At 66.1% G+C, this 23,757-nt stretch carries 20 protein-coding genes and 1 pseudogene; 4 read left to right on the forward strand and 17 right to left on the reverse strand.

All coding sequences use genetic code 11. From position 1 onward, the window contains the following. Window positions 1-92: 92 nt before the first annotated feature. On the reverse strand, window positions 93-404 hold the full coding sequence (locus C556_RS24165; RefSeq protein ID WP_018746562.1) for an ElaB/YgaM/YqjD family protein: 312 nt from the start codon (window positions 402-404) through the stop codon (window positions 93-95). Between the two features lie 227 nt (window positions 405-631). Between C556_RS24165 and C556_RS0102065 the strand changes: the two genes are divergently transcribed. Beyond that, a complete protein-coding gene (locus tag C556_RS0102065) occupies window positions 632-3,406 on the forward strand; it encodes a valine--tRNA ligase (protein WP_018746563.1) in 2,775 nt (924 codons plus the stop codon). Window positions 3,407-3,473: 67 nt separating this feature from the next. Here the strand turns inward: C556_RS0102065 and C556_RS0102070 are convergent, their stop codons facing one another. From C556_RS0102070 to C556_RS24325, 3 genes and pseudogenes are all read right to left on the reverse strand, one after another. Next, window positions 3,474-3,980, reverse strand: a complete 507-nt coding sequence (locus C556_RS0102070; protein ID WP_026262731.1) for a carbohydrate-binding protein — start codon at window positions 3,978-3,980, stop codon at window positions 3,474-3,476. 308 nt (window positions 3,981-4,288) lie between these two features. Continuing rightward, window positions 4,289-6,415 (reverse strand): chitinase C-terminal domain-containing protein, encoded by a 2,127-nt coding sequence (locus C556_RS24320; protein ID WP_444541999.1) that lies wholly within the window; start codon window positions 6,413-6,415, stop codon window positions 4,289-4,291. Continuing rightward, a pseudogene (locus tag C556_RS24325) lies at window positions 6,389-7,078 on the reverse strand (carbohydrate-binding protein); the annotation flags it as partial. The pseudogene C556_RS24325 and the gene C556_RS24320, both read right to left, overlap by 27 nt. A gap of 636 nt (window positions 7,079-7,714) precedes the next feature. Between C556_RS24325 and C556_RS0102085 the strand changes: the two are divergent. Then, a complete protein-coding gene (locus C556_RS0102085; RefSeq protein ID WP_018746566.1) occupies window positions 7,715-8,317 on the forward strand; it encodes a 6-pyruvoyl trahydropterin synthase family protein in 603 nt (200 codons plus the stop codon). 80 nt (window positions 8,318-8,397) lie between these two features. Here the strand turns inward: C556_RS0102085 and C556_RS18965 are convergent, their stop codons facing one another. From C556_RS18965 to C556_RS0102120, 7 genes are all read right to left on the reverse strand, one after another. After that, window positions 8,398-9,495: a VanZ family protein gene (locus C556_RS18965; protein ID WP_157235732.1), complete on the reverse strand. Its 1,098-nt coding sequence runs from the start codon at window positions 9,493-9,495 to the stop codon at window positions 8,398-8,400. Between the two features lie 102 nt (window positions 9,496-9,597). Then, complete coding sequence (locus C556_RS0102095; protein WP_018746568.1) at window positions 9,598-10,656, reverse strand: polyamine ABC transporter substrate-binding protein; 1,059 nt, start codon at window positions 10,654-10,656, stop codon at window positions 9,598-9,600. Window positions 10,657-10,829: 173 nt separating this feature from the next. After that, the gene (locus tag C556_RS0102100; protein ID WP_018746569.1) at window positions 10,830-11,888 is read right to left on the reverse strand and encodes a polyamine ABC transporter substrate-binding protein; all 1,059 of its coding nucleotides are present in this window, start codon (window positions 11,886-11,888) and stop codon (window positions 10,830-10,832) included. A 200-nt stretch (window positions 11,889-12,088) separates the two neighbouring features. Continuing rightward, window positions 12,089-12,868 (reverse strand): ABC transporter permease, encoded by a 780-nt coding sequence (locus tag C556_RS0102105; RefSeq protein WP_018746570.1) that lies wholly within the window; start codon window positions 12,866-12,868, stop codon window positions 12,089-12,091. Then, a complete protein-coding gene (locus C556_RS0102110; protein WP_018746571.1) occupies window positions 12,865-13,788 on the reverse strand; it encodes an ABC transporter permease in 924 nt (307 codons plus the stop codon). The genes C556_RS0102105 and C556_RS0102110 overlap by 4 nt, the downstream gene beginning before the upstream one ends. Before the next feature lie 12 nt (window positions 13,789-13,800). Next, window positions 13,801-14,889: an ABC transporter ATP-binding protein gene (locus tag C556_RS0102115; RefSeq protein WP_018746572.1), complete on the reverse strand. Its 1,089-nt coding sequence runs from the start codon at window positions 14,887-14,889 to the stop codon at window positions 13,801-13,803. A gap of 198 nt (window positions 14,890-15,087) precedes the next feature. Further along, the gene (locus tag C556_RS0102120; protein ID WP_018746573.1) at window positions 15,088-16,485 is read right to left on the reverse strand and encodes a hypothetical protein; all 1,398 of its coding nucleotides are present in this window, start codon (window positions 16,483-16,485) and stop codon (window positions 15,088-15,090) included. A gap of 123 nt (window positions 16,486-16,608) precedes the next feature. Here C556_RS0102120 and C556_RS0102125 point away from each other — a divergent pair, with 123 nt between their 5' ends. Continuing rightward, window positions 16,609-17,931, forward strand: coding sequence for a deoxyguanosinetriphosphate triphosphohydrolase (locus C556_RS0102125; RefSeq protein WP_018746574.1), 1,323 nt, complete (start codon window positions 16,609-16,611; stop codon window positions 17,929-17,931). Between the two features lie 43 nt (window positions 17,932-17,974). After that, window positions 17,975-18,328 (forward strand): hypothetical protein, encoded by a 354-nt coding sequence (locus C556_RS0102130; RefSeq protein ID WP_018746575.1) that lies wholly within the window; start codon window positions 17,975-17,977, stop codon window positions 18,326-18,328. Between the two features lie 3 nt (window positions 18,329-18,331). Here C556_RS0102130 and C556_RS0102135 read toward each other — a convergent pair whose 3' ends face one another. The 6 genes from C556_RS0102135 to glyS form a co-directional block, all read right to left on the reverse strand. Beyond that, window positions 18,332-19,057, reverse strand: a complete 726-nt coding sequence (locus C556_RS0102135; RefSeq protein WP_018746576.1) for a S4 domain-containing protein — start codon at window positions 19,055-19,057, stop codon at window positions 18,332-18,334. Between the two features lie 59 nt (window positions 19,058-19,116). Next, window positions 19,117-19,809 carry a M48 family metallopeptidase gene (locus C556_RS18970; protein WP_018746577.1) on the reverse strand — a complete coding sequence of 231 codons (693 nt, stop codon included), beginning with the start codon at window positions 19,807-19,809 and terminating at the stop codon, window positions 19,117-19,119. 17 nt (window positions 19,810-19,826) lie between these two features. After that, window positions 19,827-20,561 carry a lysophospholipid acyltransferase family protein gene (locus tag C556_RS0102145; protein ID WP_040430197.1) on the reverse strand — a complete coding sequence of 245 codons (735 nt, stop codon included), beginning with the start codon at window positions 20,559-20,561 and terminating at the stop codon, window positions 19,827-19,829. An 83-nt stretch (window positions 20,562-20,644) separates the two neighbouring features. Continuing rightward, window positions 20,645-21,229 (reverse strand): D-glycero-beta-D-manno-heptose 1,7-bisphosphate 7-phosphatase, encoded by a 585-nt coding sequence (gene gmhB / locus C556_RS0102150; RefSeq protein WP_018746579.1) that lies wholly within the window; start codon window positions 21,227-21,229, stop codon window positions 20,645-20,647. Then, window positions 21,226-21,687, reverse strand: coding sequence for a hypothetical protein (locus C556_RS0102155; protein WP_018746580.1), 462 nt, complete (start codon window positions 21,685-21,687; stop codon window positions 21,226-21,228). The genes gmhB and C556_RS0102155 overlap by 4 nt, the downstream gene beginning before the upstream one ends. Window positions 21,688-21,692: 5 nt before the next feature. Next, window positions 21,693-23,753, reverse strand: coding sequence for a glycine--tRNA ligase subunit beta (gene glyS, locus C556_RS0102160; RefSeq protein WP_018746581.1), 2,061 nt, complete (start codon window positions 23,751-23,753; stop codon window positions 21,693-21,695). Between the last annotated feature and the right edge of the window lie 4 nt (window positions 23,754-23,757).

The following is a 23,757-nucleotide window of genomic DNA, read 5'->3' on the forward strand; positions in this document are numbered from 1 at the left end:
TCGCTTTCCCGCGCCCGCCGGAAGGCAAGGCGCCGGAAATGGACAATGAAACAGGCGGCAGGAGCCGCCCGTCATCCGTTGCAGGGCCGGCCTCAGCGTCGCGACACCAGCAGCCCGAGCAGGAAACCCACGCCGGCGGCGATGCCCACCGAGGTCCACGGGTTCTCGTGCACGTAGGCGTCGGTGGCCTTGGCCGCGACGCGCGCCTTGTCGGCCACCAGCCGCTCGGCTTCGATCAGCCGGGTCTTGGCGGCGGAAAGATTGGCGATGATCTTCTCGCGCAATGCCTGCGCCTCGGCGCCGCCGGCCTGGGCCACGTCCTTGAGCATGCTCTCGGTGTCGGAAATCACCGTGCGCAAATCGTCCAGCAGTACATCCTGATCGTCCTTCAGCTTGTCGCTCATGGTCTTTCTCCTTGTCGATGCCGTTGATTCGAAATGAATTCCATCGGGCCGCGCCTGTCGGCGCACCCTTTAATCTTCGGAAAAAAAACGCGCGAAGCCCAGGCAAAGTGAATAGTGCGCGCCTGCGCACCATCGCTTCGCCAGGAGGCTTCGAAGCTACCACCCCGGCAACCGCCGCTTGCCGGTATAATTTGCTGTTTTTCACCGAATTTCCGACCACTTCCCCCATGACCACCGCCCTGGAACAACTCGCCAAGAGTTTCGAACCCGCCGCCATCGAGGCCACCTGGTATCCGCGCTGGGAATCCGCGCACTACTTCAGCCCCAGCATGGATTCGAGCGCGCCCTCGTTCGCCATCCAGTTGCCGCCACCCAATGTGACCGGCACGCTGCATATGGGCCATGCGTTCAACCAGACCATCATGGACGGTTTGACGCGCTACCACCGCATGCGCGGCGACAACACACTGTGGTTGCCGGGCACCGACCACGCCGGCATCGCCACCCAGATCGTGGTGGAACGCCAATTGGCCGCCCAGGGCGTCTCCCGCCACGACATGGGGCGGCCCGCCTTCATCGAGAAAGTATGGGAGTGGAAGCAGCAGTCGGGCGACACCATCACCGGCCAGATGCGCCGCATGGGCGCGTCGGTGGACTGGGGCCGCGAGTACTTCACCATGGACGACAGGATGTCGGGCACGGTGACCGAGGTGTTCGTGCGGCTGTACGAGCAGGGGCTGATCTACCGCGGCAAGCGGCTGGTCAACTGGGATCCGCTGCTGGGCACCGCGGTGTCCGACCTGGAAGTGAACAGCGAGGAAGAGGACGGCCACCTGTGGCATATCCATTACCCGCTGGCCGAGGGCGAAGGCCATCTGACCGTGGCGACCACCCGTCCCGAAACCATGCTGGGCGACGTGGCGGTGATGGTGCACCCGGAAGACGAGCGCTATGCGCACCTGATCGGCCAGTCGGTGAAGCTGCCGCTGTGCGACCGCGAGATTCCCATCATCGCCGACGACTACGTGGATCGCGAGTTCGGTACCGGCGTGGTCAAGGTCACCCCGGCGCACGATTTCAACGACTATGCGGTCGGCCAGCGCCACGGCCTGCCGCAGATCTCCATCCTGACCCTGGATGCCAAGATCAACGACAACGCGCCGGCCGCCTACCGCGGCATGGACCGCTTCGCCGCGCGCAAGCAGATCGTGGCCGACCTGGAGGCCGGCGGCTTCCTGGCCGAGATCAAGAAGCACAAGCTGATGGTGCCGCGCTGCGAGCGTACCGGCCAGGTGATCGAGCCGATGCTGACCGACCAATGGTTCGTGGCGATGAGCAAGGCCGACGAAAACGGCAAGAGCATCACCCAGAAGGCGCTGGAGGTGGTCGAGAACGGTGAGGTGCAGTTCGTGCCCGGCGACTGGGTCAACACCTACTACGCCTGGCTGAAGAATATCCAGGACTGGTGCATCAGCCGCCAGCTGTGGTGGGGCCATCAGATCCCGGCGTGGTACGACGACGAAGGCAATGTCTACGTGGCGCGCGACGAGGCCGAAGCAGTGGCTCGCGCCGGCGGCCGCGCCCTCAAGCGCGACGAGGACGTGCTCGACACCTGGTTCTCGTCGGCGCTGGTGCCGTTCTCCTCGCTGGGCTGGCCGCAGGAAACCCCGGAACTGAAGGCATTCCTGCCGTCGTCGGTGCTGGTCACCGGCTACGACATCATCTTCTTCTGGGTGGCCCGGATGATCATGATGACCACGCACTTCACCGGCAAGGTGCCGTTCAAGCACGTCTACGTGCACGGGCTGGTGCGTGACGGCGAGGGCAAGAAGATGTCCAAGTCCGAGGGCAACGTGCTCGACCCGGTGGACCTGATCGACGGCATCGCGCTGGAACCGCTGCTGGAGAAGCGCACCACCGGCCTGCGCCGCCCCGAGAAGGCGCCGCAGGTGGCCGCCAAGACCCAGAAGGAATTCCCCGAAGGCATTCCCGCCTATGGCGTGGACGCGCTGCGCTTCACCTTCGCCTCGCTGGCTTCGCTGGGCCGTTCGATCAACTTCGACCAGAAGCGCTGCGAAGGCTATCGCAACTTCTGCAACAAGCTGTGGAACGCCACGCGCTTCGTGCTGATGAACGTGGAAGGCCGCGATTGCGGGCTGGAGCCCGGCGCCGAGCTGGACTACGGCTTCGCCGACCGCTGGATCATCGGCCGCCTGCAGGAAGCCGAGAAGGCCGTGACGCTGGCGCTCGACACCTTCCGCTTCGACCTCGCCGCGCAGGCCATTTACGAGTTCGTCTGGAACGAGTACTGCGACTGGTACATCGAGCTGGCCAAGGTATCCACCCAGCAGGGCAGCGAGGCGCAGCAACGCGCCACCCGCCGCACCCTGATCCGGGTGCTGGAGACCATCCTGCGCCTGATCCATCCGATCATGCCCTTCATCACCGAGGAACTGTGGCAGGTGGTCGCGCCGCTGGCCGGTCGCAAGGACAGCGAGTCGCTGGTGGTGGCCCGCTGGCCGCAGGCCGACGACAGCAAGATCGACCCGGCGGCCACCGCGACGGTGGACGAATTGAAGGCGCTGGCATTCGCCGCCCGCAACCTCCGGGGCGAGATGGGCCTGTCGCCAGCGCAGAAGGTGCCGCTGTACCTGGAAGGCCCGGCATCGCTGACGCAATTCGCCGCCTACCTGCTGCCGCTCGCCAAGCTGTCCGAGGTGCACGTGGTGGAGCGCCTGCCCGAGGACGACGCCCCGGTAGCCATGGCCGGCACCATCCGCCTGATGCTCAAGGTGGAAGTGGACAAGGCGGCCGAGACCGCGCGCCTGACCAAGGAAATCGCCAAGACCGAGGATGGTCTGTCCAAGATCCGCGCCAAGCTGGAGAAGCCGGGTTACACCGACAAGGCGCCGGCGCATCTGGTCGAGAAGGATCGCGCCCAGGTGGCGGAGCTGGCCGAGCGCCTCGACAAGTTGCAGGAGCAGCTGCGCAAGCTGGCCTGATCCGGCGCGCACCATGCAAAACGGGCTGCCCAGGCAGCCCGTTTTGTTTTGGCGATCGCCCCGACGATCAGGGCAGCGACACCCGCAACCAGACCTCGGGGGCGGCGTGTGGCTTCCAGTTGAGCGACACACCCGAGTTCACGTCGCGCTGCGCGCGGTAGGCATTGCCCTCGTACCACACCCATTCGCCCTTGCGATAGTGATGGCCGCGTTCCCAGACCACCGGGCGCCAATCAGGCTTGCGCAGCCAGGGGCGATCGTCGTCGCGGTCCCAGCGGTCGTCATCATCCCAATCGTCGTCATCGTGATCGCGATCGCGCCCGTAACGGCGGCCATCGTCGCGCCAGCGGCCCTTGCCGACCGGCTCCCACAGCGACGGCGCCGCCTGCGGCGTCCAACCGGCACCGCGCCACGCGGTATGGCTTTGCAGCACCCGGTACGGCTTGCCGTGGTACACCACGATCTCGCCGGTGCGGTATTCGCGTCCTTCGCGCCACTGCGGCGCCGCGCTGGCCTGCCCCACCAGCAATACCGCGGCCAGACCCAGGGCCGTCAACAGATAGGTTCTTTTCATCGGTCACTCCTTTCGATCGGCGCACACGTCGCGCCCGTCCTTCAATGGTCTGCCCCTGCCGCGGGTTGACCGCTGGAAGACGGCGACGGGTCCCGACGTGGTCTGTGTCACATCGAGTCCACGGCCGCCGGGGCACTGTGGTGGCGCCAGTCTGCCCACGGCGCGGCCGCCATGGCAGTGAGCATCCGCACACGCGGAGCGGCGTCACACCCGGGCCGTGAATCCGTCACATCCATGCCGCGCGGCGCCCGGCCAAAGAAAAACGGGCAAGCCCGAAGGCTTGCCCGTTCAGTGGTTACAGCTCGGTGTTACTGGAGCTTGGCAACCGGCAGGTTCGGATACTCCTGCTGAGTCGCGTACTCCTTGCCGTTGACCGTCACAACGTAGTTGGACGGGCCGCTGATCGGCAGGTAGTAGTTCAGGGTCACGTCGATGGTGGCACCCGGGGCGATGGCTTGCCAGCTCGGCAGCACGAAGCTTGCCGTGTGGAAGTCACCCTTGAAGCCGCCCACGTTGGCACCGGTGTGCTCGGACGCGGTCACCTTCAGGCCGGTACCCGATTGGTCGCTCATGTTGTTCGGCGCAGCGACCGGGTAGTTGAACTCGACCTTGGAGCCGCCCGGAATCGCAACGGTACCCTTGTTGGTGACCTTCAGCTTGGGATTGATCGGGTAGTTCTGATCACCCAGCTTGAAGTCGGTCACGTCGAACTGCAGTTGGACCACTTCGGCCGGCATCGCACGCTTGGCGCGCTTGTTGCCGTACGGGGTGGCGGCGCGGAAGTTCTGCGCCAGCAGTCGGGTCATCGTCGCACCCGGCACGTATTGGCCCTTGGTGCCGTTCAGGTTGGTCTTGTTGGCATCCCAGTCATAGTCGCCAGCCATTTCCCAGAACATCGCGCCGCCGATGCCGTTGGTGTTGATCCACTCGGCCTTGCGTTGGATGGACTGTTCGTCTTCGGTGGAGATGAAGACCTTCTTGCTGGCGTTCCACAGCCACGGAGCCACCAGGGTCGCGTCGTAGTTGCGGGCATAGCTGCCGACCAGATCGGAAGCCTTCAGGCCGAACAGCGGCAGGTAGTCGCCGGCGATACCCTTTTCCAGGTTCTTGGCGTGCCACATCGGGTTGGAACCTGCGCCCAGTTCGCTGCCGGCGTCGTTCAGGTCATGCCAGATGTTGTCGATGCCGCTGGCACCGTTGCCGCACGGCGGGGTCAGGCCCACGTCGCAGTTCTGCGACGGTGCGGTACCCCACAGACCGTTGTTGCCACCGGTCACGTCCTTCCAGCCACGGGTGTAGAACGGCAGACCCGCGTTGATGCGGCCGGCAGGCAGGGAGCCACGGAAGTAGCGGTATGCCCAGTCGGTGTTCAGGTAACCGATGCCACCGTATTGCGAGGTGGTGTACACCGACCACTTGGCCAGCTCGGCATCCTTGCCGTCGTCGAACAGTGCTGCGTTCGGACCGACGAACTCGTTCCAGGCGCCGTGCAGGTCATACGTCATCATGTTGACGTAATCCAGGTACTTCACCGACTGGTAGGTTTCCATGCCGCGCAGCAGGTAGCCCGACGACGGCGATGCGATGGTCAGCATGTAGTAGCGGCCGTCCTGAGCGGAAGCGGCATCCAGCTTGGCACGCAGCACCTTCATCAGTTCGCGGTAGGAGGCTTGCAGGCCAGCCAGACGCGGACCGGAAACCGCCCAATCCTTCGGGTTGCCGGCGTTGGCCATGGTGGTCGGATATTCGTAATCGATATCCACGCCATCGAAGCCGTACTTGCGGATGAACGCCACCGACGAATCGGCGAAGGCGTTGATGCCGGCTGTGTTGATCGAGCCGTTGGCGTTGGTGGTCATGCTGTAGAAGCCACCCGAAGCCACGCGGTTGCCGTCGGCGCCGAAGTAGCCGCCGGTTTCGGCCCAGCCGCCCACCGACACCAGCGTCTTCACGCCGGGGTGCAGCTTCTTGTACTTGTTCAGCAGGTTGAAGTGGCCCTTGTACGGCAGGGTCGGATCCATCTCGGCACCAGCGACGCCCGGCCATTCCATGTCGGTCGATTCGTTGCCCGGCACGGTTTCGTTCACCGAGATCTTGTTGCTGCTGTCGATGTGGGCGAACGCGTAGTTGATATGGGTGATGTCATTCCAGGGAATGTCATTCGCCAGGTAGGACGGCAGGCCGTTCTTGCCGGTACGCCAGTTGGTGAAGTAGCCGATGATGCGGCGCTTCAGGCCATTGGCCAGCTTTTCGCGGCCATCCTGATCGTAGGCCTGGCAGTACGGCACGTTGGCCACGCCGGACGGCTCCAGGCCATCGGGGCGGCAGTCGTTACCGGTGACCGGCGTCGGGGTCGGGGTCACGACCGGCGTCGGGGTGGGAGTCACCACCGGCGTCGGAGTCGGGGTCACGACAGGCGTCGGGGTCGGGGTCACGACCGGAGTCGGGGTGGGAGTCACCACCGGCGTCGGGGTCGGTGTCACGACCGGCGTCGGAGTCGGCGTCACGACCGGGGTCGGGGTGGGGGTAACCACCGGGGTCGGGGTCGGCGTCACGACCGGCGTCGGGGTGGCACCACAGTTGCCGATGTTCTTCCAGACGCCCCAATCACCGGATTGCGCCGGGTTGTCGCCTTGCGTCCACCACTTGGCTTCGTAGTTCACGCCATTGAGGGTCACGCGGGCACCGCCGGTATAGACGCCGCTCGCATTCCAGGCCTGATAGCAGGTACCGGCCGGGGTCGGGGTCACGACTTGCGTCGGAGTCGGAGTCACGACCGGTGTCGGGGTCGGCGTCACGACCGGTGTCGGGGTCGGCGTCACGACGGGCGTCGGCGTCGGGGTCACGACCGGGGTCGGGGTCGGCGTGGTGCTGCCGGCACCCAGATCCTTCCACAGGGTCGGCGTGGAGGCGGGGTTCCAGTTGGCGCCCACGTAGGCGGTGTGGGTCACCAGGGCCTGGTATTCGTGGCCGTTGTAGCTGACGGTGGTACCGGCCGCGTAGGTGGTGCCTTCCTGCCAGGCCGGCGAGGCCGCTGTGGCATACGCAGCGACCAGCGCAGCCGGAAGCAGCGCGAGTGACAATCGAGTCGACGACATAAGGGAGTTCTCCATCCTCGTTAAGTAACTTGTATTCGCGCGCTTTTTCTTAGGTACTGGGCCGCGCGAGGGCGTTATTTTCAAGTAAGCAACCACCTGAAACGCCCTGGATCGCATTGAGTTCGCATGACGGACCTCGGCGATGCCTCCGATTACCGATGACAGGTTCAACCTTGTCAACACCCCTCCGGCGGCATGACAGGTGGTCTGGTTGCCTATGTAGTAGCCATACCATCGGTGCACTACAAAAAGCGCTCACCCCCCTTTTTTCGCACCGCAGCAATGCATCCCAAGCAAATTGAAAACAAAAGAAAAATCTGGAGAAAAAGCTGGAATCCCGCGCAAATCAGCCACTTCTGATGTACCAAAACGGGGCGATAGGAAGTAGTTGGAGGGTGAAGTTCCACCACTCGTCTGCGATGACCGGGTTCAAGTTTTTGGAGTCGCGCCAAGGCCACTACCAATAGCCGCTGCAATTTTATTTCTTAATTCTTTCAATTAAATTCTTTATTAGTAATTAAATAGATACAGATTTGCAGCCAGGCGCCAGCATGGAACCGGGGTCGTGGGGCATGCCCCAACTTGCCCCACCGGGGCCGATCTGATAAAACCCGAGCGTTCTACTCGGAAATTCCCATGCTGATCCGCAAGTTGTTCAAGTTCGAGAGCGCGCACATCGTGCGCAACTGTTCCAGCGACCGTTGCCGCCGTTCGATCCACGGCCACAGCTACAAGGTGGAGGTCCTGCTGGAGGCTCACGCGCTCGATCAGGGGCAGATGGTGTACGACTTCGGCTTGATGAAAGGCACCATCCGCGACGTGATCGATGCGTTCGATCATGCGGTGTGCTTCTGGGACAAGGATGACCCGGAGTACATACGACTGTGTCGCCAGTTCTCCGCACGCTGGATCGCGCTGCCGGTCTCGCCGTCGGCCGAACAGTTCGCCCGCCTGTTCTTCGTGGCGATCGATGCCCTGCTCGGCCAGACGCAGATGCGCAATGGCGAAAGCGACGACGTCCGCCTGCACTCGGTCATCGCCCACGAGACCGATACCGGCTACGCCCAGGCCTTCCGGGAAGATGCCTACAACCCGCGCATGGGCGAGATCCGCCTGACGGACATCGTGTTCTCGGAACAGGTGAAGGCCGAGTGGCAGGATCCGGCCATGATGGACAAGCTGTTGGCGGGCGAGCGCTTCGTCAATCCCACCGTGCCGTTGCAGGTGCCGCTGGACTGATCCGGCGGCTCGCCGAGGCCGAGCCAACGACCGGCAGCCGCCCGGCTCCCCGGCCTGCCCACCCTTTCCCGCCCCGCCGACTATTCCTCGCCCAACCTCAACACGGTCGCCAGCATCATGGCGATGGCGCCATACGGCCAGACATCGCCGACCAGCGTCGCCATGCCGCTGAAATGCTGCAAGTGGCCGTAGCTCCAGCGGAACAGCGCCAGCGTGGCCGCCAGTTGCGGCGCCAGCGGCCACAACCAGCTCACCCCCAGCGCGGCACCCAGTGACAACGCCCCCACCAGCGCGCGCAGGCGCTGGTTCAGCCGGGCGCAGGCCGCCACCAGCAACAGCCCCGCCAGCGCGCCGACCACCACGTTCAGGTTGATCCAGGCGAAGAACTCGGTGCGCTTGAGCATCATCCCGGCGAACAGCAGCTTCAGCAGCAGCCCGGCGATCAGCGTGCCCAGCATCGCCGGCACCACGTGCCGCTGGTGGCGCAGCAAGGTCGAGACCAACATCGCCACCCCCAGCAGGTGCAGCGCCACGCCGGCGCTTTCCAGCAGATCGAGGAACAGCCGGGCGTCGGCCATCGGCGAGATGAAGGGCTGCGGCAGCGTCACCGCCTCCACCACCACACCAAGGAACGGCACCGACGGATCGCACTGGGTGACATACCACAGGCCCATCCAGACGATGCCCCAGTCGGCGATCACACTGGGCACCAGGTAACTGTGGCGGAACACCAGCCAGCGCCGCTGCCAGCGGCGGCTGCCGACGAACAGCGCCAGGGTGGCGCCGATGACCGCGCCGGTGCCGTTGGCCAGGATGTCGAGGTTGGACGCCACCCGGTCCGGCAGGAACTGCTGCACGAACTCCACCCCGGCCGACAGGGCCACGCCGCCGGCCACCGCCAGCGGCCAGGCATACCAGCGCCGCCGCAGCCATTGCACCAGCCCCAGGCCCAGCGGCACGTAGGCCAGCACGTTGGCGAAATTGTCGAAGAAGGTGAAGTAGTACGGCAGCGGGTAACGATAGAAGGCGAAGATCGGTTCGCCGTTGTAGCGCCAGCCGGAGAACGGATAGAAGCTGAGCAGCAGGATGATCAGCAGGTAGCAGGCGAGGAAGTAGCGGGAAACCCGCGACTGGGGGGTATGGCCGGCGAGATAGCTGACGGGAGGAAAGGAGCGCATGGCCCGGGCAATGAAACCGGCCGCGAGCGGCCGGGCTTCGGCGCCGGGTGCCACCCCGGCGGAGCGTGGGCCGCGCCGCCCGAGGGCAGCGCGGCGCCGCGCTTACTTGGCGGTCTTCACCTCGGTCCAGAGGCGGTTCAGGTCACGCAGCTGCTTGCCTTCCAGCGCGTTGAGCTGTTGCAGCTTCTTCATGGCCTGGGCATCCGGGAACACGGCGCTGATCTTCTTGATGTCCGGCTGCACGAACTGCGCGGCGGCGCTGTTCGGGTTGCCCGAGCCGATCATGTTGGTGAGCTCGGAGGAATTCTTGCCGTCCAGCATGAAGTTGATGAAGCGGTGGGCCAGATCGGGACGCGGCGCGCCCTTGAGCACCATCATGTTGTCCAGCGACAGGGTGTTGCCTTCCTTCTGCAAACCATAGGCGATGCCGAACGGGCGCTTGGCGGCCTTGGCGTCCTGGTTGGCCTGGAACATGTCGTTGGAATAGCCGTGCGCCACCCAGATGTTGCCCACGGTCAGTTCCTTGATGTAGCTCTGGGTGTTGAAGGCGGCCCAGTACGGCTTGGCCTGCTTGATGGTCTCGGCGGCCTTCTTCCACTCGGCCGGGTTGGTCGAATTGGCGGAGTAGCCGTTGTACATCAGCGCGGCGGCGAACAGCTCGCGGCTATCGTCCAGCACGGTGACCTTGCCCTTGATCTTGGTGAGGATCTTCGGGTCGAAGATGATGGCCCAGGAGCTGGTGTCCAGGCCCAGCTCCTTGATCTTCTTGTCGTTGTAGCCGACCAGGGTGGTGGTGAAGGCGTAGGGGACGGAGTACTGGTTGCCCTTGTCGAACTGGGTGTTCAGGAACGACGGGTTGACGTTCTTGAAGTTGGGCAGCTTGGATTTGTCCAACGGGCTGACCATGCCCTGCTTCACCAGCGGCGGGATCGCGAAGCCGGTCGGCACCACGATGTCGTAGCCCTTGGCGCCGGCCGACATCTTGGCCAGCATTTCCTCCATCGCGCCGTAGTAGTCCTGCACCACGCGGCACTTGCACTCCTTCTCGAAGCGCTTCACCGTTTCCGGCGCGATATAGTTGTTCCAGTTGTAGACGTGCAGTACATCCTCGGCCTGGGCCAGGCCGGCGAACAACGACAGCGCCAGAAGCAGCTTCTTCATCTCTGTGATATCCCCGGAAAGCGATCGATAAGTGCGGCGAGCGCCGCGAGTCCCGCGCGATTATGCCACGGATTCCCGGGGCGTCAGCCCGACGCCCACCCGCATTGTGGCGGTCGCGCAAAACCGTTGGCGCCGCGCCCCGCCACGGTGCACGACGCACGACGCAAAACGGCTCAGCGCCCCATTTTGATCTCGGTCCAGGCACGGTTCCAGGCGCGGCGGCTGGCGGCGTCCAGGTCCGACAACTGCTCCAGCCGCGCGGCGGTGGCGGCGTTGGGGTTGACCGCCGGCACGGCCAGCAGCGCCTTGTCGATGAACGGGCGCGCCGCGGCGTTGGGGTTGCCGGCGCCGACGTTGTTGGTGATCTCGGCCGCGTTCCGGCCTTCCAGCATGAAGTCGATGAAGCGATGCGCCAGGTCGGGACGCGGCGCGCGCTTGTGGATGACGAAGCTGTCGGCGGTCATGCCGTTACCCTCGCGCTGCAGTTCGTAGCCGATGGTGAACGGGCGCCTGGCCGCCTTGGCGTCCATCCTGGCCTGGTAGAAATCGTTGGAGTAGCCCAGCGCCACCCAGATGTTGCCCAGCGTCAGTTCCTTGATGTAGCTCTGGCTGTTGAACGCGGCCCAATAAGGGCGCGCGGCGCGGATGGTGGCGGCCGCCTGCTTCAGGTGCGCCGGATCGGTGGAGTTGGCCGAGTGGCCGTGATAGCGCAGCGCAGCGGCGATCACCTCGCGCGGATCGTCCAGCACCGTGACCTTGCCCTTGAGCTTGGCCAGCACCTTGGGGTCGAACACCACGGCCCAGCTGTCGGCCTTGATGCCCAGCGCCTTCAGCCGCTCGACGTTGTAGCCGACCAGCGTGACGGTGAAGTCGTAGGGCACCGAGTAGGTGTTGCCCTTGTCGAGCGCGGTGTTGAGGAAGGCCGGATCCAGGTTCTTGAAGTTGGGCAGCTTCTTCTTGTCCAGCGGCTGCAACAGGTGCTGCTTGGCCAGCGGCGGGATGCCGTAGTTGGACGGCCCGATCACGTCGAAGCCCTGCGCGCCGCCGGTGAGCTTGGCCAGCGCTTCCTCCATCGAGCCGAAATAGCTTTCCTTCACCGTGCACTTGCAGCGCGCCTCGAAGCGCTCGATGGTCTCGGCCGAGACGGCGTTGTTCCAGTTGAACAGGTGCAACACATCGTCGGCGACAGCGGGGCCCGCGAGCAATGCGAGCAGCAACAGCAGTTTCTTCATGGCGGGGGATCTCCATCAAAAGCAACGGCCGGCGCAGGCGCCGGCCGGGTGGATCGGGGGTCAACTGGCTGGGCGTTGGCCTTCTCCCGATCTATTGGCATGAGCGCTCGTCCGGGGCTTCCTGGCTAGGCCCGCGACCGCAGACAGTACTTGGGTACGGCAAGGTCGCGGAACAACGCCAGGGAGCCCCGGACGAGCGCTCATTCTGAGCGGAGGGCGGAGGGGGCTACTTTGCTCACGATCAGGATCAAGCTCAGCGTCAGCAACATCAGCAAGCTGGAGATGGCATTGACCTCGGGGTTGAGCTTCATCGGCACCTTCACCCGCGAGTAGATCTCCAGCGGCAAGGTGTTGGAGCCGACACCGGCGGTGAAGAACGAGATCACGAAGTCGTCGATCGACAGCGTGAACGCCATCAGCGCGCCAGCGATGATGCCGGGCATGATCAGCGGCAGCGTGACGGCGCGGAACGCGGTCACCGGGCTGGCGCCCAGGTCGCGCGCGGCCTCGACCAGCGATTCGTCCATGCCTTGCAGCCGCGAGCGCACCACGATGGCGACGAAGCCGATGCAGAAGGCGATGTGCGACAGCGTGATCGACACCAGCCCCAGCGTCATGTTCAGCATCACGAAGAAGATCAGCAGCGACACGCCCATCAGGATCTCGGGGATGGCGATCGGCGTGAGCACCAGCGCCGGCAGCAGCCGCAGCCGCCACTTGTACATGGCGAAGCCCGCCAGCGTGCCCAGCACGGTGGACACCACGCAGGTGACCAGGCCGATCAGCAGCGTGTGCAGCGCCGCCTCCAGCATCACATCGTCGTGCAACAGCATCTGGTACCACTTGAAGGTGAAGCCCACCCATTCCGCGTTCAGCGCGGAATCGTTGAACGAGAACACCACCACGATGGCCAGCGGCAGGTAGAGGAAGGCGTAGACCAGGATGGCCGCCGCCCAGACCCAGGAAGACACTTTTTTCATCGCTTGTCCTTGCCGCGGCTGCCCGCCCAGGCCGCCAGCGCGGCCAGCAGCAAGACGGTGAAGGTCAGCATGATCGACAGCACCGAACCGAACGGCCAGTCACGGCTGTCCAGGTACTGCTGCTTGATCAGGTTGCCGATCATCATGCTGTTGGTGCCCCCCAGCAGATCGGGGATGGCGAACATGCCCAGCGCCGGAATGAACACCAGCGCGGTGCCGGCCCAGACCCCGGGCAGCGACAGCGGCCAGGTCACCTTCCAGAAGCGCTGCCACGCGTTGGCGCCCAGATCCTGCGCGGCATCGAGCAGCGCCATGTCGTGCTTTTCCAGGTTGGCGTACAGCGGCAGCACCATGAACGGCAGGTGCACGTACACCAGGCCGACGATCACCGCGAACTGCGAGAACAGCAGCGACACCGGCTCGACGCCGAACACGGCCAGCACCGAGTTCAGCGCGCGGCTGAAGTAGCTCTGCGGCCCCAGGATGATCATCCAGGCGTAGACGCGGATCAGGAAGTTGCTCCAGAACGGCAGGATCACCAGCAGCACCAGCAGGTCGCGGGTCTTGCGCGGGCTGCGCGCGATCAGCCATGCCAGCGGATAGGCCAGCACGATGCAGATCACCGTGGTCAGGCCGGCGTACCAGAACGATTTGACGAACAGCTCGAAGTAGATCGGCTCGTCGAAGAAGCGCTGGAAGTTCTCCAGCGTCAGAAAATCGCGCCAGTTGCCGAAGTTGATCAGCAGTTCGGTGGCGCCGGTGTCCGGGTTGGCCGTCGTCAGCGGCATCAGCCCGCCGTAGTCGCCCGGAAAGCGGAACGCCGCGAACGCCATGATCAGCGACGGGATGGCGAAGAACAGCAGCAGGTAGAGCAGCGGTGGCCCGGAGATCAGCCACTTGGCCAGGCTTTTCGATTTCATGCGCAAAGGCCCTCAGGCGAGGACGAAATGGCCGGCGTCGAAGCGCCACGCCAGCTCGACCAGATCGTTGTCATCGAAGAACTTCGCCTTGCCCGAGCCGGAGTTCGGCAGCATGGTCTCGACCAGCGTGCCGTTGTCCAGCTCGACGATGTAGATGGTCACGTCGCCCAGGTACAGGCAATCGTGCACCCGGCCCTTGAAGTGCACCTCGTCGGCGTTGCCCTGCGGCAGCGTGGCGCCGAGCTTGATCTTCTCCGGGCGCAGCGTCAGCGTGCCCTTGCCCCCCACCTGCGCGCCGGCCACCGGCAGCGCCTCGGCGGTGCCGACCCCCTCGATCTCCACCTTCATCCGGCCCGGCTGCACCTCGGTGATGGTGGCGTCCAACAGGTTGCACTGGCCGATGAAGTCGGCGACGAAGCGGCTCTTGGGATAGCTGTAGATGGTCTCGGGCGCGTCCAGCTGTTCCACCTGGCCCTGGCTCATCACCGCGATGCGGTGCGACAGCGCCAGCGCCTCGCCCTGATCGTGGGTCACATAGACGAAGGTGATGCCCACTTCCTTTTGCAGGTTGATCAGCTCGATCTGCATCTGCTCGCGCAGCTTGGCGTCGAGCGCCGACAACGGCTCGTCCAGCAGCAGCAGACGCGGGCGGTTCACCAGCGCCCGGGCGATCGCCACGCGCTGGCGCTGGCCGCCGGACAACTCGTGCGGATAGCGGCGCGCGAACTGTTGCAGGCGCACGTCCTCCAGCACTTCGTCCACGCGCTTGGGAATCTCGGCGGACGCCACCCCGGCCATCTTCAGCGGGAAGGCGATGTTCTGCGCCACCGTCATGTGCGGGAACAGCGCGTAACTCTGGAACACGGTATGCACCGGGCGCTTTTCCGGCGGCACGCCGGCCATGTTCTTGCCGTCGAGCAGGATCTCGCCCGAATCGGGCTGCTCGAAGCCGGCCAGCATGCGCAGCAAGGTGGTCTTGCCGCAGCCGGACGGGCCCAGCAGGGTGAAGAACTCGCCCGCCTCGACCGCCAGGCTCACGTGGTTCACGGCGGTGAAATCGCCAAAGGTTTTGACGACGTCGCGGATCTCGAGCAGCGCCATAGTGTCCCCCGGGGGTGGCCGCTCAGGCGGCACACCTGGAAATAGTCCAAAAAATGGGCGCCATTCTAGCCAAAAAACACCCCCAGGGACAGGCGTTTCCCTCAATGGTGCCAAGGGCTTGCGCCCGATGCGGCCCCGGCCCCGGAGCGTGCCGCGCACACCGGCCGGAGGGGCCTGCCAGGGCCGGGCCGGCGCCTTCTACAGGCGCTGCAAACCGGCCGCGATTTCGTCGATATCGCGCCGCAACGACGGGCGGATCTGCGCCCAGGCGCGGCCGTACAGTTCCTCGCGGGATGCCCAGTCGCCCTCGGTGCGGCGGCGGTATTTGGGCGGCACCTCACCGGTATAGAACTCCTCGGCCCAGCGCGACCCCACCCGTTCGGTATGGCTGTTGCGATAGCGGTACTGCCCGCTGGCGTCGACGTCGAGGCGTAGCTCCAGCCAGTTTTCCGAGGCTTCGCGCACCTTGTTGAAACGGTACAGCGTGTAGGCGTCGTACCACTCGGTGCCGCCGTCCGGCTTGGTGCGCTGCGCGCGCGACTTCACGTTCTCGCTCATCGCGGTCACGGTGCGGTCGTTGCGGCGTTCGTCGTAGCGATCCTGCCAGCGCAGGCTCAGCCGCACGTCGGAGCCCGCGCCGCTCCAGCGCAGGTACGGCAGGTTCAGCCAGTCGCGCACCTCGCGCTCCAGCGCCGGATCGTCGATCTCCAGCGCCACGCTGACCATGCCGCGAGCGCGGTACTGTTCGGCCTGGCTGCGGGCGTCGTTCAGTTCGCCGTACTTGGCATGGATGTCGTAGGCCTGCTGGAAGTCGGCCGCCACCGCGCGGTATTCGTAGCGCAGCCGCGCGGTCTGGGCCGCGGTGCTGGCCTGACGATACAGGCGCCGCGATTCGTCGCCGCGGTAGATCCGGTCATACTTGTCGTAGAGCGCCTGGCTGTCCTTGTACGGGCCGTAGCTGGCGAAGTCGGAGATCGCCTGTTCCAGCTCCTCGCTCGCCATGCGGTAATCCTTGTTGGCGATGGCCGACTTGCCACGCAGGTAGTGCTCCTCGGCATTGGCCTGCCAGTACTCGCGCGTATTGCGTTCCTGCAACGCTGCGGCGTCCTTGTACGGATAGTATTTCAGCGCGTTGCCGTAAGCCTGGGCCCGCGCCAGATAGTCGTCCTTGCCGCGGATGGGGATCTCCTGCGCGCTCAGGTAGTACTGCTCGGCCACCTGCTGCGCCAGCCCGGAGATGGTGTACTTGCCGGTGAAGAACGCCACCTGCTGGTCGTAGTACTTGCCATCGAGCAGCGTACGCAACTGCCACAGCGCGTCCAGGTTGGCGATGCGCACGCCGCGATAGCCCGGCGGCGTCTGCGCCAGCTCGGTTTCGTAGTGGGCCACCACGTCGCGAACGATGCCGAACAGCTTGGCGCTGTCCTCGGCATCCGGCAGCGCGTTGCGGCCGTCCAGGTAGCTCACCACCTTGCGCACACTGTCGAGGTAGCGGCCCTCGGCAAAAGCCGTGGTCGCCTGCTGGATGGCGCAGCCCGCCAACAGGAATGCGCACAGGGACAACCACCACAGGTGGAACCGGAAACGTCGGATCATTGTTATTCGCCTTATTGAAAACCGCCTGCCGGGAGCGGCGCCGGGTATCGGGCGCGCCGTATAATCGGGGGCCATGCACGCCGGTGTCCACCGGCGCGGTCAAAATCTCTTCGGAAATCCCCCATGATGGATTGGAACCGGCTGCTGGCAGCCGACCGCCTGGGCGCCCCCCGCGCCCCCGATGCCTCCCCCGAATCCGGCCGCAGTCATTTCCACAAGGATCACGACCGCATCGTGTTCTGCTCGCCGTTCCGGCGCATGGGCCGCAAGACCCAGGTGCATCCGATGACGGAAAACGATCATGTGCACACGCGGTTGACACATTCCATCGAGGTGGCCTGCGTCGGGCGCAGCCTGGGCGTGCTGATCGGCGAGCGCCTGCGCGACCGGCTGCCGCCGCACATCGAACCCTACGACCTGGGCGCCATCGTCCAGGCCGCGTGCCTGGCGCACGACATCGGCAACCCGCCGTTCGGCCACGCCGGCGAATACGCGATCCGCGACTGGTTCCGCCGCCCCGAGCACGCCTACCTGATGCAGAACCTGCACGCCGAGGAACGGCGCGACCTGATGACCTACGAGGGCAATGCCCAGGGGTTCCGCATCATCACCCAGCTGGAAAACCATCGCTTCGAGGGTGGCCTGCGGCTGACCTACGCCACGCTGGGCTCCACCCTCAAGTATCCGTGGACCAGCGCGCACGCCGCCGCCAAGGGCAAGTTCAGCTGTTACCAGTCCGAACAAAAATTGCTGGAGGAAGTGGCCACCGAACTGGGCCTGCCGCAACTGGAGGCGGGGCGCTGGGCGCGCCATCCGCTGTCGTATCTGATGGAGGCGGCCGACGACATCTGCTACGCCATCCTCGACCTGGAGGACGGCATCGAGATCGGCATGCTGCCGTTCGAGGTGGTCGAACCGGTGCTGTTGAAGATCTGCGGCGGCGAACACGAGCTGCTGAAGCTGGAAGTGGCCGCCGCGCCGTCGGTGCGGCGCAAGATCTCGGTACTGCGCGGCAAGGCCATCGATCGCTGCGTGCGCGACGTGGTCCACACCTTCATCCGGCAATACCCGCGGCTGATGGAAGGCAGCTACCAGGGCGACCTGCTCAACGACTGCCCGGAAAGCATGCGTCACGGCATCGCCGAGGCCAAGCAACTGGCGCGAGAGCGCATCTTCAACGAGCGCCGCAAGATCGAGATCGAAGTGGGCTCGTTCACTTGCCTGGACATCCTGCTCGACGCCTTCTGCAACGCGGCGTACCAATTGAAGGTCAGTCCGCAGATGCCGTTCCGCATGCAGCGCGTGCTGGACCTGATGGAATACAACGCGCCGCGCCGCGAATGGCCGCTGTACGAAACCTACCGCCGCGTGCTCGACTTCATCGGCGGCATGACCGACAACTACGCCACCTATCTGGCGCAGCAGGTCGGCGGCATGGGCCGCTGAGCGCCTGCTGTCCCAGGGCGAATCGACCAACCGGAGTTCATCCTTGAAGTATCTGATCCCGTTCGGCCTGATCCTCCTGCTCGCCGGCTGCGGCACGGTGGGAACCGTGGTCAGCGTCGGCGCCGCCACCGTCGGGGCCGCCAGTGCGGCGGTCAACGTGGCCGCCACCACCGCCGGCGTCGCCTGGGACGTGGGCAAGGCCACGGTGCAGGGCGGCACCGCCGTCGCCGGCTGGGCGGTCGATGCCGCCAAGTCCGCCCCGCCTGCGGCGCCACCGACCGGACCGGCCGCCGCGCAGGCCGCCGTGCCGCCCACGGCAGCCGCGCCGCCGGCCGGCGAAGCCATCGCCACGCCTCCGGCCAGCGAGGTCAGCGTCGCGCCACTGGCTGGCGAATAGCGCCTAAAACCGCTCGTTTGGCCCCAGGTAGCGCCAGCCGCCTTCGGGCAGATCGCCCAGCGCCAGCCGGCCGACGCGGATGCGCCGGTAGCTGGCGACCCCCAGGCCCACGCTGGCGCACAGCGCGGGGATCAGGCCCGGCCGATGTTCGCGCAGCAGGAAGCGCAACTGCCGCTCGCTCTGCCGCGTCACCTTGAACGGCTTGATGGTCGCCTCGCCCACGGCGCGCGTCCGCGCCAGCGTGGCGACCTGCTCCGTCGTCACCGGCCCGGTCGGCCACACCAGGAATTCCTGCTCGAAGTCCTGCGCCTGGGCCAGCCGTTGCGCCAGCCGCGCATCCTGGGTCAGCACCAGCAGGCCGCTGGCGTTGGGGTCGAGCGGCACCGCCACCTGGTGGCGTTGCACGTGCTTCTTCAGGAAGCGGATATCGGGCCCGCCATGGCGCAGCTCCGGCCGCAGCAAGGCGGTCACGCCCAGCAGGTCGGCGTCGCTCCAGGCGCGCAGGGCGGCCGGCTTGTTCAGCAGCAGCGTCACCCGCTCCGGCGTGGCGACGCCGGTGGCCGGCAGGATGGCGATGTGCTGCGCCGGCGTGACGCGGCTGCCCAGGGTATCGACGGCGCGGCCATCGACCAGCACCCGACCCTGTTCGATCAGTTCGTCCGCCTCGCGGCGCGAACACAATCCCAACTCGACCATGCGCTTGGACAGTCTCAGGGTTTCTTGGCTCATGGCTTCCTCGCCGGGTGATTTCAAAAAAAGAATACGCCGGCCGGATGGCCGGATTGCGCTCAGAAGTGGAACAGGCCGGCGCCGTGCGCCTTCAGCCAGTCGCGGCAGTGGCGCCAGTCGGGACACACCTGTTCCACCCGAGCCCAGAAGCGCGGCGAATGGTTCAGCTCCGCCAGGTGTGCCAGCTCGTGGATCACCACGTAGTCGATCACCTCGGCCGGCGCCTGCATCAACCGCCAGTTGAGCCGCACGTCGCCGGCCGCCGAGCAACTGCCCCAGCGCCCGCGCGCCGAGGTCAGCAAGACCCGGCGCGGCGTCAGCCCCATCCGGGCGCTCCAGACGGCGACACGCTCGGCGAAATAGCCGCGCGCGCTGCGTTGCAGGAACTGGCTCAGCGCGGCGGGCAGGCGGGTGGCATCCGGCGCGGACAGCCACAACGCATCGTCGGCCAGGCGGGAGCGCGCCGCGCCCAGGCGCAGGGTGCGCGGCGTGCCCAGCCAGTGGATGATGGCGCCGTCGCCCAGCGCCACGGCGGCCGGCGCGGCGGCCCGCGCCGCCAGATGGCGCAGCACCCAGTCCAGCTTCAGTCGCAGCACGCGCTCGGCCTCGGCCAGCGGCGCCCTGGCCGGCAATTGCACCACCAGACCGCGCGCATCGATGCGCAGACCGATGGAGCGGCGCCGGCTGGAGCGGGTGACGGTGTATTCCAGCGTGTGTTCGGCCAGCGCCAGGCGATGCGTGGCCGCGCTCATGCAGTGATCGCCGACCGTTATCGCTGATTGGCCGGGTGGCACGGCCCCTGGCCCGAGATCTTTTCCATCTCGTTCTCGATCCACGTCTCGACCTTGTCGCCCAGCTCGCTCGGCGTGCCTTCGGGCGGGATCACCGGCCCGATGCGCACGGTGATGGTGCCCGGATACTTGAGGAAGGAATTGCGCGGCCAGAATTCGCCCGCGTTCAGCGCCACCGGCACCACCGGGATGCCCAGCGCGATCGCCAGCCGCGCGCCGCCGTGCTTGTACTTGATGCGCTTGCCGGCGGCGACGCGCGTGCCTTCGGGGAAGATGCAGATCCAGAAGCCCTTGGCCAGCCGGTCGCGGCCCTGGCTCATCACCAGCCGCTGCGATTCGGAACGGTTGCTGCGGTCGATGCCGATCGGCGACGACGCCTTCAGCCCCCAACCGAAGAACGGGATCTTGAACAGCTCGCGCTTGAGCACGTAGACGAAGGGCGGAAAGATGATCGGCAGCGCCATCGTCTCCCAGGCGGACTGGTGCTTGGAGAGAATCATCGCCGGACCGGCCGGGATATGCTCGCGCCCTTCCACGCGATACTTGACGCCGCAGGTGATGCGCACCCACTGCACCTGGCTCCAGCACCAGCCGCTGATGATGCGGAAACGCAGCACCGGCGGCAGCGGCAGGATCAACAGGCACAGGATGGCGTAGGGCAGCGTGATCGCGATCAGGCCCAGCCAGTACAACGCAGAACGAATCCAGATCATGGGGGAAGAAACCTATCTAAACGGTGGGGCCTGAGAGCCTGTCCAGGATCTTTGCACGACAGCGAAAAGATCCTGGACAGGCTCTAAACGTCGCGCGCGGGCGCGTCGGGATGGGTGCGGGGCTTCAGCAGCCATTGGGCGACGGCCGCCAGATTGTCGAACACCTGCGTGCCGGCGGGCAGGTCGCCCTTGGCCTCGGTCCTGGCGCCATTGCCGGTGCGCACCAGCAGCGGCTTGCCACCGGCGGCGGCCACCGCCTGCAGATCGCGCAGGCTGTCGCCGACCATCAGGCAATCGGCCGGCGGCACATGGAAGCGCTTGGCGATGTCGAGCACCATGCCCGGCGCCGGCTTGCGACAGGCGCAGCCGGCATCGGGCGCGTGCGGACAGAAGAAGATGGCGTCGATATGTCCGCCCAGCTCGGCCACCGCGCGATGCAGCTTGGCGTGGATGGCATTGAGCACGGCCATGTCGATGATGCCGCGCCCGATGGCCGACTGATTGGTGGCCAGCACCAGCAAATAGCCGGCGCGCGACAGCTCGCTCACCGCCTCCAGGCTGCCGGGGATCGGCACCCATTCCTCGGGCGACTTCACGAAATCGGGCCGATCCTCGTTGATCACGCCGTCGCGGTCGAGGATCAGCAGCTTGGGGGCGGCCTCTTTCATGATGCCTTCAGTTCCTCGCGGATGGCCTGATCACAGCCCTTGATCAACACCTCGACATCAGCATCGGAGAGCACACCGGATTCCCGCAATATCGAGCGCAGCCGTGTCAGCCCACCTTCCTGCAACCAAGTGGTGTAAGAGCGCTGATCGCTCCAGCTGGCGATCATGTCCCGCTTGAGGCGCTCCGACCAGGTACGTATCTCCTCTTTGCAGTCCGCCCGGAGCATCGCATCCAAATCAGCCAGGGTGATAGGCGACGGCGTTTCCAACTCGGGGGGCATGCTTTCAGTCTGCGCAGGCGCAGCCTGATCGCAGAGCAGGTATGCATCCACCGCCTTGCCATACGCGTGGTCGTCGCCTTTGAAGGACTCGTACTCCGGCTTGAGGCACTCAGCCGCGGACAACGGCCCCGCGATAAGAAAGATCGCCCAACAGAACGACTGCAACAACCTGGACATCACATTCACTCCGCCAACAGCGACAGTTCCGCCACCCGGTTCATCGCGCCGGCCAGCGCGTTCAGCAGGGCGAGGCGGTTGCCGCGTACCGCGGCGTCGTCGGCCATCACCATCACGCCGTCGAAGAACGCATCGACCGGCGCCTTGAGCGCGGCCAGGGTCTTGAGGGCGCGGGTGTAGTCGTGCGCGGCCAGGGCATCGGCCACCGGGCCGGTTACCGCTTGCAGGGCGTCGTGCAGCGATTTCTCGGCCGGCTCGGCGAACAGCGCCGGGTTCAGCGCGGGCAGGCCGCCTTCCACCTTCTTCAGGATGTTGCGGATGCGCTTGTTGGCGGCGGCCAGCGCGGCGGCCTCGGGCAGCGCCTTGAACTCGGCCACGGCCACCAGCCGGCGTTCGACGTCGTCCAGGCGGGTGGGGTGCAGCGCCAGCACCGCGTCGATGTCGGCGCCGGGGTAGTCGGCGGCCAGATAGTTTTTCAGACGCTCCAGCATGAAGCCGTACACGCCATCGACCGTGCCGTCGGCGATCACGCCGGACGGGAACGGCGCCACCGCGGCGGTGAGCAGCGCGCGCAGGTCCAGCGGCCGGTTCAGCAGCATGCGCAGCACGCCGAGCGCGGCGCGGCGCAGGCCGAACGGATCCTTGTCGCCGGTGGGGATCATGCCGATGCCCCAGATGCCGACGATGGCTTCCAGCTTGTCGGCCAGCGCCACGGCGGTGGCGACGGGGGTCTGCGGCAGGCTGTCGCCGGCGAAACGCGGGTGGTAGTGGCCTTCGATGGCGTCGGCCACCTCGGCCGGCTCGCCGTCCAGGCGGGCATAGTAGGTGCCCATCACGCCTTGCAGCTCGGGGAACTCGCCGACCATGTCGGACAGCAGGTCGGCCTTGGCCAGGTAGGCGGCGCGCTCGGCGTGGGCGCGGCTGGCGCCCAGCGCCGGGCCGATCTCGCCGGCGATCTTCACCAGCCGCTCAACGCGTTCGAGCTGGCTGCCGATCTTGTTGTGGTACACCACGTTGTACAGGCCGGGCACGCGCGCCTCCAGGCGGCGCTTCTGGTCCTGCTCGTAGAAGAACTTGGCGTCGGACAGGCGCGCGCGCAGCACGCGGGCGTTGCCTTCGACGATGTGCACCGGATCGGCGGTCTCCAGGTTGGAGACCAGCAGGAAGCGGTTGGTCAGCTTGCCGGCGGCATCCAGCAGCGGGAAGTACTTCTGGTTCTGCTGCATGGTGAGGATCAGGCATTCCTGCGGCACCTTGAGGAAGTCCGCCTCGAACTCGCCCACCAGCACCACCGGCCATTCCACCAGCGCGGTCACTTCGTCGAACAGTGCGTCGTCGGCGGCGATGGTGGCGCCCAGGCGGGCGGCCTCGTCCTTCAGCTTCTGGCCGATCAGCGCGCGGCGCGCGTCGAAGCTGGCGACCACCTTGCCGGCCTCGAACAGGGTGCGGGCGTAGCTGTCGGCGTCGGGCAGCGTGATCTCGCCCTGCGACAGGAAGCGATGCCCGCGGGTGACGCGGCCGGATTGCAGGTGCAGCACGCCGCCGGGCACCACGTCGGCGCCGTGCAGCAGCACCAGGCCGTGCACCGGGCGGATGAACTGCCCGTCGCGGTCGCCCCAGCGCATCATCTTGGGGGCCGGCAGTTTGCGCAGCGCGGCATCCACCACGCCGGACAGCACGGCGGACAACGCTTCGCCCGGCTTCACCGAGCGGAACACGAACACGTCCTGCTTGCCGTCGGAGCCCTGCTCCAGCGCGGCCACCTCCACCCCGCAGCTGCGGGCGAAGCCGGCCAGCGCCGGGGTCGGCGCGCCGTCCTTGAAGCCGGCGGACACCGCCGGGCCGCGGCGCTCGACACGCTGGTCGGGCTGCACCGCCAGCACGCCAGGAATGGTCACCGCCAGCCGGCGCGGGCTGGCGAAGGCGTGGTATTGCGCATCCTTGGGGGCGAAGCCCAGGCGGGCCAGTTCGTCGAAGATGCTCTGGGCGAACACGGCGCCCAGCTTGGGCAGCGCCTTGGGCGGCAGCTCCTCGGTCAACAGTTCGATCAGCAGGGTCTGGGACATGGGT

The organism is Chitiniphilus shinanonensis DSM 23277 (assembly GCF_000374805.1).
GTDB lineage: Bacteria > Pseudomonadota > Gammaproteobacteria > Burkholderiales > Chitinibacteraceae > Chitiniphilus > Chitiniphilus shinanonensis.

Bases quoted from the DNA above. Each gene is read 5' to 3' on its own strand.
- C556_RS24165 (WP_018746562.1), bottom strand. From the start codon at position 404: ATGAGCGACAAGCTGAAGGACGATCAGGATGTACTGCTGGACGATTTG.
- C556_RS0102065 (WP_018746563.1), top strand. From the start codon at position 632: ATGACCACCGCCCTGGAACAACTCGCCAAGAGTTTCGAACCCGCCGCC.
- C556_RS0102070 (WP_026262731.1), bottom strand. From the start codon at position 3,980: ATGAAAAGAACCTATCTGTTGACGGCCCTGGGTCTGGCCGCGGTATTG.
- C556_RS0102085 (WP_018746566.1), top strand. From the start codon at position 7,715: ATGCTGATCCGCAAGTTGTTCAAGTTCGAGAGCGCGCACATCGTGCGC.
- C556_RS18965 (WP_157235732.1), bottom strand. From the start codon at position 9,495: ATGCGCTCCTTTCCTCCCGTCAGCTATCTCGCCGGCCATACCCCCCAG.
- C556_RS0102095 (WP_018746568.1), bottom strand. From the start codon at position 10,656: ATGAAGAAGCTGCTTCTGGCGCTGTCGTTGTTCGCCGGCCTGGCCCAG.
- C556_RS0102100 (WP_018746569.1), bottom strand. From the start codon at position 11,888: ATGAAGAAACTGCTGTTGCTGCTCGCATTGCTCGCGGGCCCCGCTGTC.
- C556_RS0102105 (WP_018746570.1), bottom strand. From the start codon at position 12,868: ATGAAAAAAGTGTCTTCCTGGGTCTGGGCGGCGGCCATCCTGGTCTAC.
- C556_RS0102110 (WP_018746571.1), bottom strand. From the start codon at position 13,788: ATGAAATCGAAAAGCCTGGCCAAGTGGCTGATCTCCGGGCCACCGCTG.
- C556_RS0102115 (WP_018746572.1), bottom strand. From the start codon at position 14,889: ATGGCGCTGCTCGAGATCCGCGACGTCGTCAAAACCTTTGGCGATTTC.
- C556_RS0102120 (WP_018746573.1), bottom strand. From the start codon at position 16,485: ATGATCCGACGTTTCCGGTTCCACCTGTGGTGGTTGTCCCTGTGCGCA.
- C556_RS0102125 (WP_018746574.1), top strand. From the start codon at position 16,609: ATGATGGATTGGAACCGGCTGCTGGCAGCCGACCGCCTGGGCGCCCCC.
- C556_RS0102135 (WP_018746576.1), bottom strand. From the start codon at position 19,057: ATGAGCCAAGAAACCCTGAGACTGTCCAAGCGCATGGTCGAGTTGGGA.
- C556_RS18970 (WP_018746577.1), bottom strand. From the start codon at position 19,809: ATGAGCGCGGCCACGCATCGCCTGGCGCTGGCCGAACACACGCTGGAA.
- C556_RS0102145 (WP_040430197.1), bottom strand. From the start codon at position 20,561: ATGATCTGGATTCGTTCTGCGTTGTACTGGCTGGGCCTGATCGCGATC.
- gmhB (WP_018746579.1), bottom strand. From the start codon at position 21,229: ATGAAAGAGGCCGCCCCCAAGCTGCTGATCCTCGACCGCGACGGCGTG.
- C556_RS0102155 (WP_018746580.1), bottom strand. From the start codon at position 21,687: ATGTCCAGGTTGTTGCAGTCGTTCTGTTGGGCGATCTTTCTTATCGCG.
- glyS (WP_018746581.1), bottom strand. From the start codon at position 23,753: ATGTCCCAGACCCTGCTGATCGAACTGTTGACCGAGGAGCTGCCGCCC.